The 14,930-nt window shown below is 64.2% G+C and carries 15 protein-coding genes; 5 read left to right on the plus strand and 10 right to left on the minus strand.

Annotated elements, in window-relative coordinates; translation table 11 throughout:
* Positions 1 to 372, minus strand: coding sequence for a hypothetical protein (locus JQ573_RS15385; protein WP_212310645.1), 372 nt, complete (start codon positions 370 to 372; stop codon positions 1 to 3).
* 195 nt (positions 373 to 567) lie between these two features.
* Here JQ573_RS15385 and JQ573_RS15390 point away from each other — a divergent pair, with 195 nt between their 5' ends.
* Positions 568 to 792 (plus strand): hypothetical protein, encoded by a 225-nt coding sequence (locus JQ573_RS15390; RefSeq protein WP_029079022.1) that lies wholly within the window; start codon positions 568 to 570, stop codon positions 790 to 792.
* A 90-nt stretch (positions 793 to 882) separates the two neighbouring features.
* Here JQ573_RS15390 and JQ573_RS15395 read toward each other — a convergent pair whose 3' ends face one another.
* The 3 genes from JQ573_RS15395 to JQ573_RS15405 all read right to left on the minus strand — a co-directional run bounded on the left by JQ573_RS15395 (position 883) and on the right by JQ573_RS15405 (position 2,451).
* Positions 883 to 1,020: a hypothetical protein gene (locus JQ573_RS15395; RefSeq protein ID WP_171947700.1), complete on the minus strand. Its 138-nt coding sequence runs from the start codon at positions 1,018 to 1,020 to the stop codon at positions 883 to 885.
* A 19-nt stretch (positions 1,021 to 1,039) separates the two neighbouring features.
* The gene (locus JQ573_RS15400; RefSeq protein ID WP_212310646.1) at positions 1,040 to 1,474 is read right to left on the minus strand and encodes a cupin domain-containing protein; all 435 of its coding nucleotides are present in this window, start codon (positions 1,472 to 1,474) and stop codon (positions 1,040 to 1,042) included.
* A 320-nt stretch (positions 1,475 to 1,794) separates the two neighbouring features.
* Positions 1,795 to 2,451, minus strand: a complete 657-nt coding sequence (locus JQ573_RS15405) for a glutathione S-transferase (RefSeq protein WP_212310647.1) — start codon at positions 2,449 to 2,451, stop codon at positions 1,795 to 1,797.
* A gap of 174 nt (positions 2,452 to 2,625) precedes the next feature.
* On the opposite strand from JQ573_RS15405, the gene JQ573_RS15410 reads away from it, so the two are divergent.
* Positions 2,626 to 3,849 (plus strand): polyhydroxyalkanoate depolymerase, encoded by a 1,224-nt coding sequence (locus tag JQ573_RS15410; protein WP_212310802.1) that lies wholly within the window; start codon positions 2,626 to 2,628, stop codon positions 3,847 to 3,849.
* Positions 3,850 to 4,042: 193 nt separating this feature from the next.
* Positions 4,043 to 4,831, plus strand: coding sequence for an extracellular solute-binding protein (locus JQ573_RS15415; protein ID WP_212310648.1), 789 nt, complete (start codon positions 4,043 to 4,045; stop codon positions 4,829 to 4,831).
* 199 nt (positions 4,832 to 5,030) lie between these two features.
* On the opposite strand, the gene JQ573_RS15420 is transcribed toward JQ573_RS15415, so the two are convergent.
* The 6 genes from JQ573_RS15420 to JQ573_RS15445 all read right to left on the minus strand — a co-directional run bounded on the left by JQ573_RS15420 (position 5,031) and on the right by JQ573_RS15445 (position 12,468).
* Entirely contained in the window at positions 5,031 to 6,767 is a 1,737-nt protein-coding gene (locus tag JQ573_RS15420) for a bifunctional protein-serine/threonine kinase/phosphatase (RefSeq protein ID WP_212310649.1), read from the minus strand.
* Positions 6,768 to 6,827: 60 nt separating this feature from the next.
* A complete protein-coding gene (locus JQ573_RS15425) occupies positions 6,828 to 7,646 on the minus strand; it encodes a formate/nitrite transporter family protein (protein WP_212310650.1) in 819 nt (272 codons plus the stop codon).
* Positions 7,647 to 8,155: 509 nt separating this feature from the next.
* On the minus strand, positions 8,156 to 8,902 hold the full coding sequence (locus JQ573_RS15430) for a transporter substrate-binding domain-containing protein (protein ID WP_212310651.1): 747 nt from the start codon (positions 8,900 to 8,902) through the stop codon (positions 8,156 to 8,158).
* Positions 8,903 to 9,056: 154 nt separating this feature from the next.
* Positions 9,057 to 9,482, minus strand: coding sequence for a DUF4399 domain-containing protein (locus JQ573_RS15435; RefSeq protein ID WP_212310652.1), 426 nt, complete (start codon positions 9,480 to 9,482; stop codon positions 9,057 to 9,059).
* Positions 9,483 to 9,516: 34 nt separating this feature from the next.
* The gene (locus JQ573_RS15440) at positions 9,517 to 11,067 is read right to left on the minus strand and encodes an SUMF1/EgtB/PvdO family nonheme iron enzyme (RefSeq protein WP_212310653.1); all 1,551 of its coding nucleotides are present in this window, start codon (positions 11,065 to 11,067) and stop codon (positions 9,517 to 9,519) included.
* Positions 11,068 to 11,277: 210 nt separating this feature from the next.
* Positions 11,278 to 12,468 (minus strand): MFS transporter, encoded by a 1,191-nt coding sequence (locus JQ573_RS15445; RefSeq protein WP_176529719.1) that lies wholly within the window; start codon positions 12,466 to 12,468, stop codon positions 11,278 to 11,280.
* An 89-nt stretch (positions 12,469 to 12,557) separates the two neighbouring features.
* Here JQ573_RS15445 and JQ573_RS15450 point away from each other — a divergent pair, with 89 nt between their 5' ends.
* The gene (locus JQ573_RS15450) at positions 12,558 to 13,358 is read left to right on the plus strand and encodes a helix-turn-helix domain-containing protein (RefSeq protein ID WP_212310654.1); all 801 of its coding nucleotides are present in this window, start codon (positions 12,558 to 12,560) and stop codon (positions 13,356 to 13,358) included.
* A gap of 158 nt (positions 13,359 to 13,516) precedes the next feature.
* Positions 13,517 to 14,881: a malonyl-CoA decarboxylase gene (locus JQ573_RS15455; protein ID WP_212310655.1), complete on the plus strand. Its 1,365-nt coding sequence runs from the start codon at positions 13,517 to 13,519 to the stop codon at positions 14,879 to 14,881.
* Positions 14,882 to 14,930: the final 49 nt, after the last annotated feature.

Genomic DNA, 14,930 nt, shown 5'->3' on the forward strand with positions numbered 1-14,930 from the left:
CTACTTCGTCCCGTCCTTCGCCACAGGCGGCGCATCCTTCGCCGGCGGCGCGTCGGCTTTCTTCTTCAGGTCTTCGGTCAGCTTGACCTGCGCCGCCTGCAAATCAGTGACGAGCTTCTGCAAGCCCGCAATTGTGCTCTTCAGGCTTTCGACCTGCCGGTTGGCGGCGTCGAGCTTCTGCTGGTGATCCGATGTGAGCTTGCCGATCGTCTTCTGCAGGAAATCGACATTGCTCTGCAGGCAGCTGGTCCGCCGCTCCATCGTTTTCTCGACGGTGCATATCTCAATGCCGGGAACGTCCTGCGCATGCGCGGTTCCGACGAAGCCGAGTGCAAGCGGCACGAGCAAGGCAAGAACGAAGCGCGCGATCATCGGCATCCCCAATCACATGCGTCATTCACAGTTTTGTGCTCGCGACGCAGAAAGCCAGGCAGACATACCACACTGAAACCGCATTCGAGCGGTGTGCTTGACCCATTACCGGGACTACTCGTGGGGACGGGGGCCTTCGGAACTAGTTTGGTTCGACCCCTTTTGGCTCGACCTTGGGCAGTGGAGACAGATCGTATGGCTACGCGCGAAAAACGGCTGGCGCAATTCGACGGCAATGGCGAACCTTCGCCGGAACAACGCGTGGAAGTGCTTTGTGAGGATCACAGCGGCACGTATCAGCTGCCGTTCGCCTGCCGATTCATCGACGGCCAGTGGCGCAATGACACGACCGGCGGCGCGCTGGAGGTCAACGTCATCGCCTGGCGGATGCCACGCGTGAAGCAGGCGGGCATGGCCTGAGCGGCGCATTGACGCGCGCTGTTTCAAAACGCGACGCGCACGCGAGGCGTTTTAAGATTTGGAACGCGGATGGAACGAACCGCGTCCGAATCACTGATCGAGCAACGTACTCCGTTGTTCACGGCTAGATGTGGTCATCAGCCCGAGGCGGCGCACCACATACAGAAGCATGACGATCGGCCGCAGCCAGCGGCCGACGACAAAGGTTAATTCCTCCGCGGACGACATTTGCGGTCCCTCCTCGCGATCATTTCCACGGCGTCACCGGCGGCACCGTCTCGGTTGCCGGCGGCACATCCACGGTCTTGAAATCGGCGGGGCTGACGATCTCGAGGTATTCCATGTCCTTCGAGTAATCGAACAGATAGTGGGTGATGCCGGGCCGCTGATGGATCACGTCGCCGGCCTCGACCAGCGTCTCCTTGTCCTCGTACATGAAGCGCGCCCAGCCCTTGGTCATGATGACGATCTGAAAATCGCACAGATGCTTGTGCCAGCCGGTGCCCTCTTCCGGCGGCAGGTCGGGATTGGCCTTGACCAGATGGCAGATCACCTGCCCGCCGGTGGCATCGGCGATGCCGAGATCGCGATACAGGAAGAAGTCGCGCAGACCTCCGCCCTTGAACTCGGTGTCACCGGGTTTGACGTGGGAGAATTTGCTGACGGCGGCGTGCTGGTTCATTTCAAGCCTCCACGGTTCTCGTGTTCGCGAGATCGCGGCGCCGGCTCAGCGTCCAAATTTTCGGCAGCGTCGCATCGTCGCGGTCACAGCTCGCTTGTTGCTATGCGAAATCCTTGCCAGCCCGGTTGTGCTGCGGCGATCGGTCTCGCCACGCACCGCCGTCGCAGCGGAAGCACTTGGAGCAAAGCCTGAATTTGCGTTCGGTGCGGGCTGCGCCCGATCGCCGCGCGGCGCCGATGCCCGATGCCGACGGCACGTCCATTGAGCAAGGCCTGCCCGGAGCTTGAGCCGCCGGCGCCGGCAGGCCCGGCGCGCGCTGCCTAATATTCGACCTCGAGCTCCTCGACGTCGGCCGGCTCGGCCTTCGCCGCCTCGATCCATTCCTGCATCTCGGGCATCGCCAAGATGGTGCCGGCATACGCCGCGAGAACGGGGCCGAGCTTGACGTCATAGGTCATGAAGCGGGTCACGACGGGGGCATACATCGCGTCCGCCATGGTGCGGCGTTCGCCGAACAGGAACGGTCCGCCTGATAGGCCGAGGCAGTCGCGCCAGATGGTGCAGACACGGTCGATGTCGGCCTGCGCCCGCGACCAGATCTTGAAGCCGGGAAAATGCCCCTTGAGATTGACCGGCAGCGACGACCGCAGCGTGGTGAAGCCGGAATGGATTTCGCCCGAGATCGAGCGGCAATGCGCGCGCTGGATCCGGTCGTCCGGCAATAGCCCGGCCTGCGGCATGATCTCGTTGAGATACTCGCCGATCGCCAGCGTATCCCAGACGGTTGCGCCCTCGTGGCGCAGGCAGGGCACCAGGATCGATGACGACAGCAGCAGCAGTTCGGCCCGCGCCGAGGCGTCATCGGGCGCAGTGACCACCTCCTCGAATTCCAGCCCGGCGAATTTCACCAGCAGCCAACCGCGCAGCGACCAGGACGAATAGTTCTTGCTGCTGATGGTGAGTGTCGCTTTCGCCATATCGGATCCTCACGCCTGAACGAGTCCTTAGCCCCCCGGTGACCGCGCGCCGGTCCAACCGCCGCGCCCCGAAGCCGTTCATTTTTGCAGCAAGCCACGTGCCAATTTGCCGGGCAGCCCGCCCCCTCTCTGGCGTCGATATTGCATATCCAGCCGGGCCAGGGGCGGATGCGTATGATGTCAATGATGTACCAAGCCTATCAGAACCACATGGACCTCACGGCGCCATGGCGGACCGGGGCTGCAGCGGCGCTGAAATACCTCAATCTGGTGCCGCAGGGCGCCGCCGACCGGGTGTACGGCCGACTCGCGGCGGCGCTGGAGCTGATCTCGCGCTCCACCCTGACCTACGCCCGTCCCGACTACGCCATCGGCAGCGTGTCCGCCGGCAACCGGGAATACCAGGTGACCGAGGAGGTCGCCTACGCGACGCCGTTCGGCTCGCTGCTGCATTTCCGGAAGGTGGACGGCCCGGAGCAGCCGCGGCTCTTGCTGGTGGCGCCGATGTCCGGCCATTTTGCCACGCTGCTGCGCGGCACCGTGAAGACGCTGCTGCAGGACCACGACGTCTACATCACCGATTGGCACAATCCGCGCGACATCCCGCGCCAGGAGGGCCGCTTCGGGCTCGAGGACTACACCGACCATCTGATCGACTTCCTCGGCCAGCTCGGCCCGCGCGCGCATATGGTGGCGATCTGCCAGCCTTCGGTGTCGGCGCTGGCGGCTGCCGCGGTGATGTCCGAAGACAATCATCCGGCGCGGCCGGCATCGCTGACCCTGATGGCCGGACCGATCGACACAAGGATCCTGCCGACCAAGGTGAACGAATTCGCCAAGAGCAAGCCGATCAAATGGTTCGAGGACAATCTGATCAACTACGTGCCGATGCAGTGCAAGGGCGCGCTGCGTCAGGTCTATCCCGGCTTCGTGCAGCTGACGGCGTTCGTCTCGATGAACCTCGAGCGCCACATCAAGCAGCACATCGATCTCGCCGACCATCTCGCCAAAGGCGAGACCGCCAAGGCCGAGGTGATCAAGACCTTCTACGACGAGTATTTCGCGGTGATGGATCTGCCGGCGGAATTCTATATCGAGACGGTGCGCGATGTGTTCCAGGAACATCTGCTGCCGCAGGGCATGCTGATGCATCGCGGCCGCCCGGTGAACCCGGCGGCGATCCGGCGCATGGGCCTGATGACGGTGGAAGGCGAGAAGGACGACATCTGCTCGATCGGGCAGACGCTTGCCGCCCAGGACCTCTGCACCGGCGTGCGCACCTATCGCAAGGTGCACCACATGCAGGCCGGCGTCGGCCACTACGGCGTGTTCTCCGGCAAGCGCTGGAACAACGAGATCTACCCGCTGCTGCGCGATTTCGTGCATGTGAATTCGTGACGGCGCGACGACACCCTCCCCGTTATTGCGAGGAGCAACGCGACGAAGCAATCCATGCCTCCGCACAAGCGGCACGATGGATTGCTTCGCTTCGCTCGCAATGACGAGCGGCGGCTAGTCACGCATCCCCTCCAGCAGTAATCTCCCCCGCCACGACGACCTGTTTCCCAAGAATCGTCCAGGGAGAAACTCCATGCGCGCCACCTTCCGCACCCTCACGCTCGCCGTCATCGGCGCCCTCGCCCTCACGTCAGCTGCATCCGCCGCCGAAGTCCACGTCATGATCTCGGGCGGGCTGACCGCGGCCTACAAGGCGCTGGTGCCGGAGTTCGAGCGCAAGACCGGGCACAAGGTGGTGACCGCCTTCGGGCCGTCGATGGGCACCACGACCAACGCCATTCCGGTGCGGCTGGAGCGCGGCGAGCCGGCCGACGTGCTGATCATGGTCGGCTATGCGCTGGGGGACCTGGTCAAGCAGGGCAAGGTGGTGGCCGACAGCCGCGTCGACCTCGTGAAGTCGCCGATCGGCATTGCGGTCAAGGCAGGCGCACCGAGGCCGGACATCAGCTCGGCCGATTCAGTCAAGCAGGCGCTGCTGGCGGCGAAATCGGTCGCCTATTCCGACAGCGCCAGCGGCGTCTATGTCTCGACCGAGATGTTCCAGAAACTCGGCATCGCCGATCAGATGAAGGACAAGGCGCGGATGATCCCGGCAACCCCGGTCGGCGAGATCGTCGCCAAGGGCGAGGCCGAGATCGGCTTGCAGCAGATCTCCGAGCTGAAGCCGGTCGCCGGCATCGACATCATAGGTCCCTTGCCGGAGCCGTTGCAGAAGATCACGGTGTTCTCCGCCGGCATCGCGACCGCTTCGAAGGAGCCCGACGAAGGCAAGGCGCTGATCAGCTTCCTCGCCTCACCGGATGCGCGCGACGCGCTGGTCAAGAGCGGGCTGGACCCGATTGCCGCTGGCGCGACGCATTAGCGAGGCGTTGAACCGCAGGTGCTGGCCTATCCCCGTCATCCCGCGCCCTCCCCGTCATCCTGAGGTGCGAGCCTTGCGGCGCACTTGCGCCGCTGGGCGAGCCTCGAAGGATGCACGGCCACCAGCGGGGCCGATTCATCCTTCGAGGCTCGCTCCGCGAGCGCCTCAGGATGACGGGGTTGGTGGCGAAGTTGAATCCCTACCGCAAATGATGCGCACCGTAGGCGAGCAGCGCCACCAGGACAAGCGCCAGCAGCAGCGTGGTCGACTTCCAGAACAGCACCGGGTTGCGCTCGATCAGCGGCGTCGATGACGTCGTCAGATATCTTGCGTTGGGATTGCGCAAGTCGAACAAGAACTCCGAGAAGGTGTCGTAGCGTTTGAGCGGATTGGCATGTACCGCGCGCTCCAGCGTGCCGTCGACCCAGCTTGGAATCTCGCGGCCGCCATGCGCAGCCGGACGGTAGACCAGCCGGTTGAAGTCAGACCGCGTGCGGGCGCGCGCGATCTGCGCGCCGTAGGGCAAGCGGCCGGTCAGCATCTGATAGGTCACGACGCCGAGCGAGAACAGGTCGGAACGCGCGGTGCCGCCCTCGCCCAGGAAATACTCCGGCGCGGTGTATTGCTGGGTGCCCAGAATGTCCTCGACATCAGCCGGCGCCGCATCGGCAACGCCCGAGATCCGCGTCGAGCCGAAATCGATGATCTTCACCGTTCCGGTCCTGTCGATCATGATGTTGTCGGGCCTGACGTCCTGATGCAGCATCTCCTTGCGGTGGAATGCCCGCAGCCCTTTTGCGATTTGCTCGGTGATGTCGCGCACCTTCTCCAGTGCGGGAACCGGATTGTCGATCATCCACTGCGTCAGGGTCTGGCCGTCGATGTACTCCATCGCAACATAGAGGAAGTTGCGCTTGCGCTGCGGCAGAAACGGCTTCAGCACGTGCGGGCTATCGATCCGCCGGGCGACCCACTCCTCCAGCATGAAGCGTTTCAGATAGGCGCCATCGTCGCGCAGGTCGATCGAGGGGATCTTGATCGTGACCGTCGTACCGCTCTCCTCGTCGACCGCGAGATAGATGTGGCTGCGGTGCGAGGCATGCAGCTCGCGGACGATGCGGTAGCCGTCGAACAGCATCCTTGCATCGAGCAGCGGCGGCAGCGGCAGCTCGGTGGGCTGGCCGAACACCTCGCTGGCGTCGCCGTCGGGCAATTCGTCGATCCGGATGATCTGCGCGGTGAGATTGTCCGGGCTGCCGTTCTCATAGGCCTGCGCGACGATCGATTTCGCGGCAGCATCGAGATCGGCAGCGCCATCCCTGATCGTCTTCGCCAGCTGCCGCGCGGGGACGTGCTCGTAGATGCCGTCGGTAACCAGCAGGAAGGTATCGCCCCGCTCCAGCCGCAGATTCTGGTAGTCGATCTCGAGCTGCGGGTTCACGCCGAGCGCGCGGCCGAGATAGCTCTGCTGCGACGACAGCACGACGCGGTGGTCGTTGGTCAGTTGCTCGAGGCTGTTGCCCGCGACGCGGTAGATCCTGCTGTCACCGACATGGAACAGATGCGCCGTGGTCGATCGGATGACCAGGGCGCTGAGTGTGCAGACGTAACCCTTGTCCTTGTCGTAGGGGTTCTGGCTGCGCCTGGTCTGGGCGTGGAGCCAGGAATTGGTCGCCTCCAGCACCCGCTGCGCCGAGGTCTTCACCGACCAGGATTCCGAGGTGCAATAATAATCAGTCAGGAAGCTCTTGACCGCGGACTCCGCGGCGATGCGGCTGACGCTGCTCGAGGAGATGCCGTCGGCAAGCACCACGGCGATGCCCTTCAAGCCGAGCAGCGGCTCGTCGGGGATCAGCACGCCGTGGAAATCCTGATTGGTGTCCTTGCGGCCCTGATCAGAGAATTGCCCGACCGATATTGTCAGCGCACGCGGCATCGACCGTCCCAGTGCGAATGGGGCCCTCTGTGACAGGAGAGCCCCATAAGCCGGCCAGGATCAAGCCGCGAGGCGCTGGCGCTTTGGCGCCGTCTTCACATGCGTCGTGTAGAGCGTGAGCCCGGTGAAGGCGAGACCACCGGCGAGGTTGCCCAGCACGGTCGGGATTTCGTTCCAGATCAGGTAGTCCATGATCGAGAACTTGGCATGGAGCATCAGTCCCGACGGGAACAGGAACATGTTCACGACCGAATGCTCGAACACCATGTAGAAGAACACCAGGATCGGCATCCACATCGCGATGACCTTGCCGGGCACGGTCGTGGAGATCATGGCGCCGACGACGCCGGTGGAAACCATCCAGTTGCAGAGCATGCCGCGGATGAAGAGAGTGGCCATGCCCGCCGCGCCATGCGCTGCATAACCCAGCGTTCGTGCCTCGCCGACGTTTCCGATGGTCATGCCGACCTTGTCGGGCTCCTGCGTGAAGCCGAACGTCGTCACGAACGCCATCATGAACGCCACCGTGAGCGCGCCGGCAAAATTGCCGACGAAGACGAGGCCCCAGTTGCGCAGCACGCCGCCGAGCGTGACGCCGGGGCGCTTGTCGAGCAGCGCGAGCGGCGAGAGAACGAACACGCCCGTCAGCAGGTCGAAGCCCAGCAGATAGAGCATCACGAAGCCGACCGGAAACAGCAATGCGCCGACGAGCGGCTGACCCGTGTTGACGTTGATCGTCACGGCAAACCAGGCTGCGAGCGCGAGGATGGCGCCGGCCATGTAGGCGCGGATCACGGTGTCGCGTGTCGACATGAAGATCTTGGATTCGCCGGCGTCCACCATCTTGGTGACGAATTCGGACGGTGCGAGATAAGCCATTTCGTAAAGTCCCCTTGCGCAATTCGGCCGCGCCGGCTGCCTGCCGGAAGCGACGCGGGTTGATTGAATTGCTCGTCCGTCCGGGGAGTGAGTTTGGGGGGTGCAACGATTGCTCGCGGCGCCCCGGCGGGGCGCCTTGATCCCCTCACCTCGGCCTGCATTGGCTTCGGCAATCCGGAGGACGGCAGTCGTCATTGACTGGTGCTACTAAAAGCAATGGATGTGCCAACCGGGGGCCATGGCCGCGACCAAAAAATTACTGTTGGTACAATGAGTTAGATGATCCGCGGAACGGCAGACCGGCGCGATGGCGCCGAATTGTGCAGCGTGCACAGATGTCACCCAGAGGATGTGCGCCTCTCCATCCCCGTCATCCTGAGGTGCGAGCGGAGCGAGCCTCGAAGGATCGACGGCCACCAGCCGGGCCGTGCATCCTTCGAGACGCGCTACGCGCTCCTCAGGGTGACGGGGAGAAGTCAGGGTGACGGGGATAGAGTCGGTACGCGCCGCTACTTCACCTCGGTGCGGACCGGGGAGCCCTTCAGCCCGTTATTGTCATAGGCCTTGCGCAGCGTGCCGTTGGCGATCGCATCGGTCATGAACCTGGTGGCGAACGCCGCGGCCAGCGGATGGTTGAGCGGCACCGCAACCGCGGTGACGGTCTGCTTGAAGGTCTCGTCCAGCACGCGGGTGCCCGGAATCTTTTTGGTCATCGCATTGAGCTGATCGCGCGACAACGCGAACGCGTCGATCTCGCCGCTCTTCAGCAGATTGAAGATCTCGTCATAGGTCTGATAGCCCGTGACCTTGGCGTGCTTGAGATGCGCGATCGCGCCGCGCATCGTGGTGGTGGCGTTGACGGCAGCGACCTTGACGCCGTCCTGGTCCAGCGCCGCAAAATTTGCGATCGCCGAACCCGGCTTGACGATATAGGTGGCGTCGGCAACCTCGTAGATCGGCCCGAACGTCATCCTGGTCTCACGCTCGGGATCCTTGGGCAGGAACGTGATGTCCCAGCTGTTGCTCGACGCCGCATCAGTGATCTGGCCGGAATTCTGATGCACGACATACTCGACGGGAACGCCGAGCTGCACCGCCATCTCCTTGCCGAGATCGACGGGAACGCCGGCATAGCCGTTCTCGGTCCGGGTCGACCAGAACGCGCCGCCCGCCGGGCTGATCGCAATCGCGACCCGGAGCTTTCCGGTCGGCGCGATCTGGTCCTTCAAGGCGTCGGCATTGGCGGATGTGGCCATGACAATCACTCCCAGAACGAGGCCAGCCAAACGCAGCAGTCGCGACAGCATCGGACGCCCTCCACGCCGGGTCTAGCGCCCGGCGGCGCGCAACAAACCGCACGAGGCCGCCTTGCGCAAGCGGCGGTCGCGCAAGGGAGCTATCCGTATCGGCCTATTTGACCCGGATGGTGATTTTTTCGGAGACGACCGGCGGGTTGAATGGATAGTGCTTGGCGTCGCCCAGCACTAGCTGCAAGGTATGCTTGCCGGGCGCCAGATCGAGCTGGGTCTCGGTCTGGCCCGCACCGAAGTGCTGGTGAGACTTGTCCGACGGGATCGGCTCGTTCGGATTCAACGGCTCATCCACATCGATCAGAAGATGGTGATGGCCACTGTTCGGATATTCGTCGCCGGCATGGGTGACGCCCATGTTGCGCAGCCCGAAGCGGCACCAGAACGGGCTTTTGAGCCTGGTTCCGTCGTGCGGCCAGATGAAATACAGCTTGGTGTCTTTCCCCGCCGGTTTGTTTTGCGCGGTGGCCGGACTGGCGAGCAATGTCAGTGCCGCAGCGAGCACGATCAAGCCTGCACTTTTCATAACCCCTCCAAATCCGGCGATTGCGGACGATCTCTCAGGGAGACAGTGCGACCCGGAAACCGTGGGTCGGGTAGCGAACATTGGTGTCGTAATTGTCGCGATTGGCTGGACGAACATAGCGTGCGTCATTCTTCCAGGAGCCGGAACGAATGACATGGGACCCGCAGTCGCCGCCGGACCACACCGCACCGTCGGCCGGAGCGCCCTGGTAGTTCCTGTGCCAGCAATCCTCGACCCACTGATCGACACTGCCGCCCATGTCGTAAAGACCGAACGGATTCGGCTTGAGGCTGCCGACCCTGACCGGCTGTTCGGCGGCAGCGTCGCCGCCGCAATCCTTGCAACCGGCGTTGCCCGATTGCATCTGGTCGCCCCACCAGTATCTCGATTGCGTCCCGCCCCGCGCCGCATATTCCCATTCGGCCTCGCTCGGAAGCCGGTAAGCCTTCTTCGTCCCCTCGGCGAGCCACGCCACATACTGTTTCGCGTCGCTCCAGCTCACGTTGGTGACGGGAACGTCGTCTTTGCCACTGGCTGTGAAGCCACACGCCTTGGCCGCCGCGCAGGCATTCCATTCCCGCACGGTGACCGGATATTTGCCCATCGCGAACGGCTTGACCGTCACCTTTCGGATCGGACGCTCTGAAGGGTCGTCATTGCTTCCCATCGAGAAGCTGCCGCCTTGCAGCGAGACCATTTCGGGCTCCGGCACGGTCACCGCAGGACTCGGCGAGGGTGCGGCTTGCGGTGTCGCTTGCTGTGCCGGCGCGGCACCTGGGATCGGACTTGAAGCCTGGCCTGGAGGCTGAGCGGGAGCCGCGGTTGCTGCCGGCGGCTGAACGGCAGGCGATGCCGTCGGCGCGGAAGGCGCCCGCGCCACGTCGGTCAACTTGCCGCGCGGCTGCGCGAGCATGTACCAGAGCGCACCCCCGGCGATGATTGCGATCGCCAGTCCGAGCAGCGTGAGCAGGATGGACTCACGGCGCCGGCGCGTTCTTTGGTATGCGGCGGCGTCCGGCAGCACGCGATAGACCCGGACCGGATCAGTGATGTTCTTGACCTTCTTGTCGCCGAGCGATTCGTATCCGCAGACCATCTTGTGCTTGATCTGCTCGTAGATGCCGCCGGAGATGAAGACTTCACCGGGCGCTGCAATCCCTTCAAGGCGCGAGGCCACATTGACGCCGTCGCCAAAAATATCGTCAGCCTCGATGATGACGTCGCCGAGATTGACGCCGATCCGGTACTCGATCCAGCGATCTCGCGCGATCGCCGCGTTGCGGCCGATCATGTTTTGCTGAATCACGATGCTGCAACGGACGGCCTCGACCGGACTGTCGAACATCGCGATGAAGCCGTCGCCGGTGGTCTTGACCAGCTTGCCGTGGTGCTCGGCAATGGTGGGCTCGACCAGATCGCGCTCGATCCGCTTGACGCGGTTGTGGGTGCCCTCTTCGTCGAGCTGCATCAGGCGGCTGTAGCCGGCGATATCGCCCGCGACGATCGCGGCAAGGCGGCGCGGCATCGCGTCGCCGGGCGGTGGCTTGCCCGGCTTGCCGGATTTGAAGTCGCGAATTTCGCCCATGGCCTCGGCTGCTCCACGAACCACAAATGGCAGTGATCGGCGCAACCGGCGCCTTGGGCCCGAAGGCCCGTGTGGAGCGTACCACACCGCCGGGTCTGGACAAAGTTTATGGATACAATTGTGCGATGCGCGAAAAAGCGCCATCCGCTGGGGGCGGATGGGCGCGGTGGCCTATTTCAAGCCGAAATGGCGCGGCAAACCGTCAGGACATCACCCCGCCTGCGTGGCGGGCGTCCGGATCTCGCGCGGCAGAATGATCGCAGCCGCAATCGCCAGCAGGCACAGTGCCGCGAAAGCGCGCAGCATCATCGAGAAGCCGCCCTGGTCGTACAGCCAGGCCACCAGGCCGACGGAGGCGCCCGCGGCGGTGAAGCCGACGAAGTAGCGCACCGCATAGGCGCGCGAGCGCCATTCCTCGGTCGTGTACTTGCCGACCATGGCATCGTTCACCGTGACCTGGCCGAACGCCCCCATCACGATCCCGATCGAGACCACGATCAGCGGCAGGTTGGACAGGCTCGCCGCCAGATAGAGGAACGGCGCCAGCATGAACGACAGCGGCAGCGCCACCGTCTTCAGCGAATGCCTGTCGAGCAGCTTGCCGATCGTGTACTGCGTCATCGCGCCGAACACATAGACCCCGGCCGCGATCACGCCGAGCAGCGCCGGGCTCCTGGTCAGATCGGCGAGCCGCTCGGCGAACAGCTTCGGCAGCGCCACCGTGACCGCGTTGAAGGTGGTCGAGATCGCGATCACCACGATCAGCAGCGACAGCACCACGCGCCACATGTCCTCCTTGGCGACCCGCACCTGGGCTGCGGCCTGCCGGGAGCCCTTGCGGTCCTCATGCACCACCGTCATCGCGAAGGCGATGCCGACCAGTACGGTGACCGTGCCGGGCACGATGAAGGCCCAGCGCCAGCCGAGATACTGGCCGATCACGCCGGTGACCAGCGCCGAGGAGGCGACGCCGAGATTGCCCCAGACGCCGTTGATCCCCATCTGGGCGCCGAGCTTCTCGGCATAGGACACGATCATCGCGGTACCGACCGGATGGTAGATCGAGGCGAAGATGCCGATCGCAAGCAGCGCGGCGCCGAGCTGCAGCGGCGTCTGCACGAAGCCGACCGAGATCATCGACAGGCCGATGCCGACGAAGAAGATCACCATCATGTGGCGCCGGCTCCAGCGATCGCCGAGCCAGCCCGTGATCAGCGAACCGGCACCGAAGGCGATGAAGCCCGGCGTCGCATAGGGCAGCAGTTCCGAATAGGCCATGCCGAGCGCCGGGCCCATGATGATGACGGCGGCCGCGAAAATCAGCATCGCGTAGTGATCGATGAAATGGCCGGCGTTGACGAAGCTGATCACCCGGCTTGGACTGTTGGTGGGGCTGCTCATGGGCAGATCTTTCACTGGCACGTCTCTCACGCGATTCTTCAATTGCTCGAAAATAGGTTATAGGTCCTTGTTCTGACGGGATGTCGCCAATGACTATCGCTGAGCCGCCAATAAGAGCCCTCCACAAGGACCGGCGCGTCACCGGCGACGGGGTGCACATGGTCGCGCGCAGCTACCAAAAGGGCGTCCGCCTCGACCCGCACATGCACCGCGAGGCGCAACTGGTCTATGCCGCCAGCGGCACCATGCAGGTGACCACGCCGAAGGGCCGCTGGCTGGTGCCGCCGGACCGCGCGGTGTGGGTCCCTGCTCTGCTCCCGCACGCGATCGACGTGCTCGCCGATATCGAGATGCGCACGCTGTATTTCGACCGGGCCTGGCTCGCCCGCAAAGCGCGCAGCGACAGCCTCGGCCATGAATTCGTGGTGCGGGTGTCGCCGCTGGTGCACCAGGCGATCCTTGCGCTGTTCGACGCCGCATGCGGACGCGAGCGCACCGACCTCCTGATCAGGCTCGTGATGCTGGAACTGCACCAGGCCGAGGATTCCGCAACCTTCATCCCGCTGCCGCAGGAGCCGCGCTGCCGCCGCGCCGCCGACATCGTGCTGGCCGATCCGACCAAGGACCATGAGATCGATGCGCTGGCGCGCACGGTCGGCACCTCGGCGCGGACGCTGTCGCGATTGTTCTCGGCGGAGACGCAACTGTCCTTCAAGAGCTGGTGCCAGCGCGCCCGCATCGCCGCCGCGATCGAACGCCTGTCGACCAGCGCGAATATTTCGGTCAAGCAGGTCGCCTCCGACCTCGGCTATGCCAGCGTGCCGGCATTTTCCCATGCGTTCCGTCAGGTCACCGGCAAGACACCGACCGCGTTCGCCGAGAAAACGTGAACGGGGTTTGTCACCACCCGTAGCGATGACGAATTATACCGTTGTCGCGTTGCGACATATTTCCGTACGATCCTAGCGCTTGATTGCAGTCCTCCCGACCTTAAATCCCGTGTAAGGTCTGGCTTCACTGAATACGACCCGCTGGATACGACCCGCACATGGCCAACGCCTTCTTCTCCGACCTGCTCTCGACGATTTCCGAACGCGGCCGCGTCCTGCTCGGCCGCGCCAGCCCGGCCGACGACAAGCAGGATGCGTCCGAACTTCTGGAATTGTGCGAGGCGCTGCTGTCCGGCCGGGGCGAGGCCTCCGGCACCGCGATGGCGCGCGAAGTGCTCGACCGCTACCACCACCTCGATGCCGCCGGCCGCCTGTCGTTCTTCCAGACGCTGGCCCGCGATTTCGGCCCCGATCACGCCAGACTGGCGCAGGCGATCGAGAGCTGGCGCGCCAAGGCGGATGACAAGGCCAATGGCGGCGACGCCAGCGACCTGCATTTCGCCTCCGAGCCGCGCCGCCAGGAATTGATTCGCCGGCTCAACCGTGCGCCGGGCGGCACCGGCGAGCTGGTGTCGATCCGCTCGGATCTGCTTTCATTGATGAAGGGCAACAAGGACCTCGCCGCGCTCGACCGCGACGTGGTGCATCTGCTCTCGTCCTGGTTCAACAGGGGATTCCTCGTGCTGCGCAGGATAGACTGGTCGTCGCCGGCCAATATTCTGGAGAAGATCATCCGCTATGAGGCCGTGCACGAGATCCGCGACTGGGACGATCTGCGCCGCCGCATCGATCCCATTGATCGCCGCTGCTACGCCTTCTTCCACCCGGCGCTGGCCGACGAGCCGCTGATCTTCGTCGAGGTCGCGCTGACCGAAGCCATCCCGGGTGCGATCGCGCCGCTGCTTGCGGAAGAGCGCGAGCCGGTGCCGGTCGAGCGCGCCCGCACTGCGGTGTTCTATTCGATCTCCAACACCCAGCGCGGGCTCGGCGGCATCTCGTTCGGCAGCTTCCTGATCAAGCAGGTGGTCGAGGAATTGCGCCGCGAATTGCCCAGGCTCGACAATTTCGTGACGCTGTCGCCGGTGCCGGGCTTCATGCAGTGGGTGAAGCAAGCCGATGACGTGCCGCTCACCGATGAGGACCGTCAGCTCCTGGAAAGCCTCGGCAAGCCCGACTGGTTCGAGAATGCCGAGCTCGCCACGCAGTTGCGCGCCGTGCTGGAGCCGCTCGCCGCCTATTACTTCCTGAAGGCACGAACGCCGAAGGGACGGCAGATCGATTCGGTCGCGCGCTTCCATCTCGGCAATGGCGCACGGCTGGAGCGGATCAACTGGCTCGGCGACCTCTCGCCCAAGGGCCTGCGCGAATCCGCCGGCGTCATGGTCAACTACCTCTACCGCCTCGACGACATCGAGAAGAACCACGAGGCCTACGCCAACAATGGCGAGGTGATCGCCTCGAGCGCGGTGAAGAAGCTCTTGAAGGGCGAAGGCCGGCGGCTGCTCGACATGCGGCTGTCGTAGTTATCCGTCATTGCGAGCGAAGCGAAGCAATCCACCCATCGACGTACGC

This window comes from Bradyrhizobium sp. AUGA SZCCT0105 (genome assembly GCF_018129565.1).
GTDB lineage: Bacteria > Pseudomonadota > Alphaproteobacteria > Rhizobiales > Xanthobacteraceae > Bradyrhizobium.

Bases quoted from the DNA above. Each gene is read 5' to 3' on its own strand.
- JQ573_RS15385 (WP_212310645.1), bottom strand. From the start codon at position 372: ATGATCGCGCGCTTCGTTCTTGCCTTGCTCGTGCCGCTTGCACTCGGC.
- JQ573_RS15390 (WP_029079022.1), top strand. From the start codon at position 568: ATGGCTACGCGCGAAAAACGGCTGGCGCAATTCGACGGCAATGGCGAA.
- JQ573_RS15395 (WP_171947700.1), bottom strand. From the start codon at position 1,020: ATGTCGTCCGCGGAGGAATTAACCTTTGTCGTCGGCCGCTGGCTGCGG.
- JQ573_RS15400 (WP_212310646.1), bottom strand. From the start codon at position 1,474: ATGAACCAGCACGCCGCCGTCAGCAAATTCTCCCACGTCAAACCCGGT.
- JQ573_RS15405 (WP_212310647.1), bottom strand. From the start codon at position 2,451: ATGGCGAAAGCGACACTCACCATCAGCAGCAAGAACTATTCGTCCTGG.
- JQ573_RS15410 (WP_212310802.1), top strand. From the start codon at position 2,626: ATGATGTCAATGATGTACCAAGCCTATCAGAACCACATGGACCTCACG.
- JQ573_RS15415 (WP_212310648.1), top strand. From the start codon at position 4,043: ATGCGCGCCACCTTCCGCACCCTCACGCTCGCCGTCATCGGCGCCCTC.
- JQ573_RS15420 (WP_212310649.1), bottom strand. From the start codon at position 6,767: ATGCCGCGTGCGCTGACAATATCGGTCGGGCAATTCTCTGATCAGGGC.
- JQ573_RS15425 (WP_212310650.1), bottom strand. From the start codon at position 7,646: ATGGCTTATCTCGCACCGTCCGAATTCGTCACCAAGATGGTGGACGCC.
- JQ573_RS15430 (WP_212310651.1), bottom strand. From the start codon at position 8,902: ATGGCCACATCCGCCAATGCCGACGCCTTGAAGGACCAGATCGCGCCG.
- JQ573_RS15435 (WP_212310652.1), bottom strand. From the start codon at position 9,482: ATGAAAAGTGCAGGCTTGATCGTGCTCGCTGCGGCACTGACATTGCTC.
- JQ573_RS15440 (WP_212310653.1), bottom strand. From the start codon at position 11,067: ATGGGCGAAATTCGCGACTTCAAATCCGGCAAGCCGGGCAAGCCACCG.
- JQ573_RS15445 (WP_176529719.1), bottom strand. From the start codon at position 12,468: ATGAGCAGCCCCACCAACAGTCCAAGCCGGGTGATCAGCTTCGTCAAC.
- JQ573_RS15450 (WP_212310654.1), top strand. From the start codon at position 12,558: ATGACTATCGCTGAGCCGCCAATAAGAGCCCTCCACAAGGACCGGCGC.
- JQ573_RS15455 (WP_212310655.1), top strand. From the start codon at position 13,517: ATGGCCAACGCCTTCTTCTCCGACCTGCTCTCGACGATTTCCGAACGC.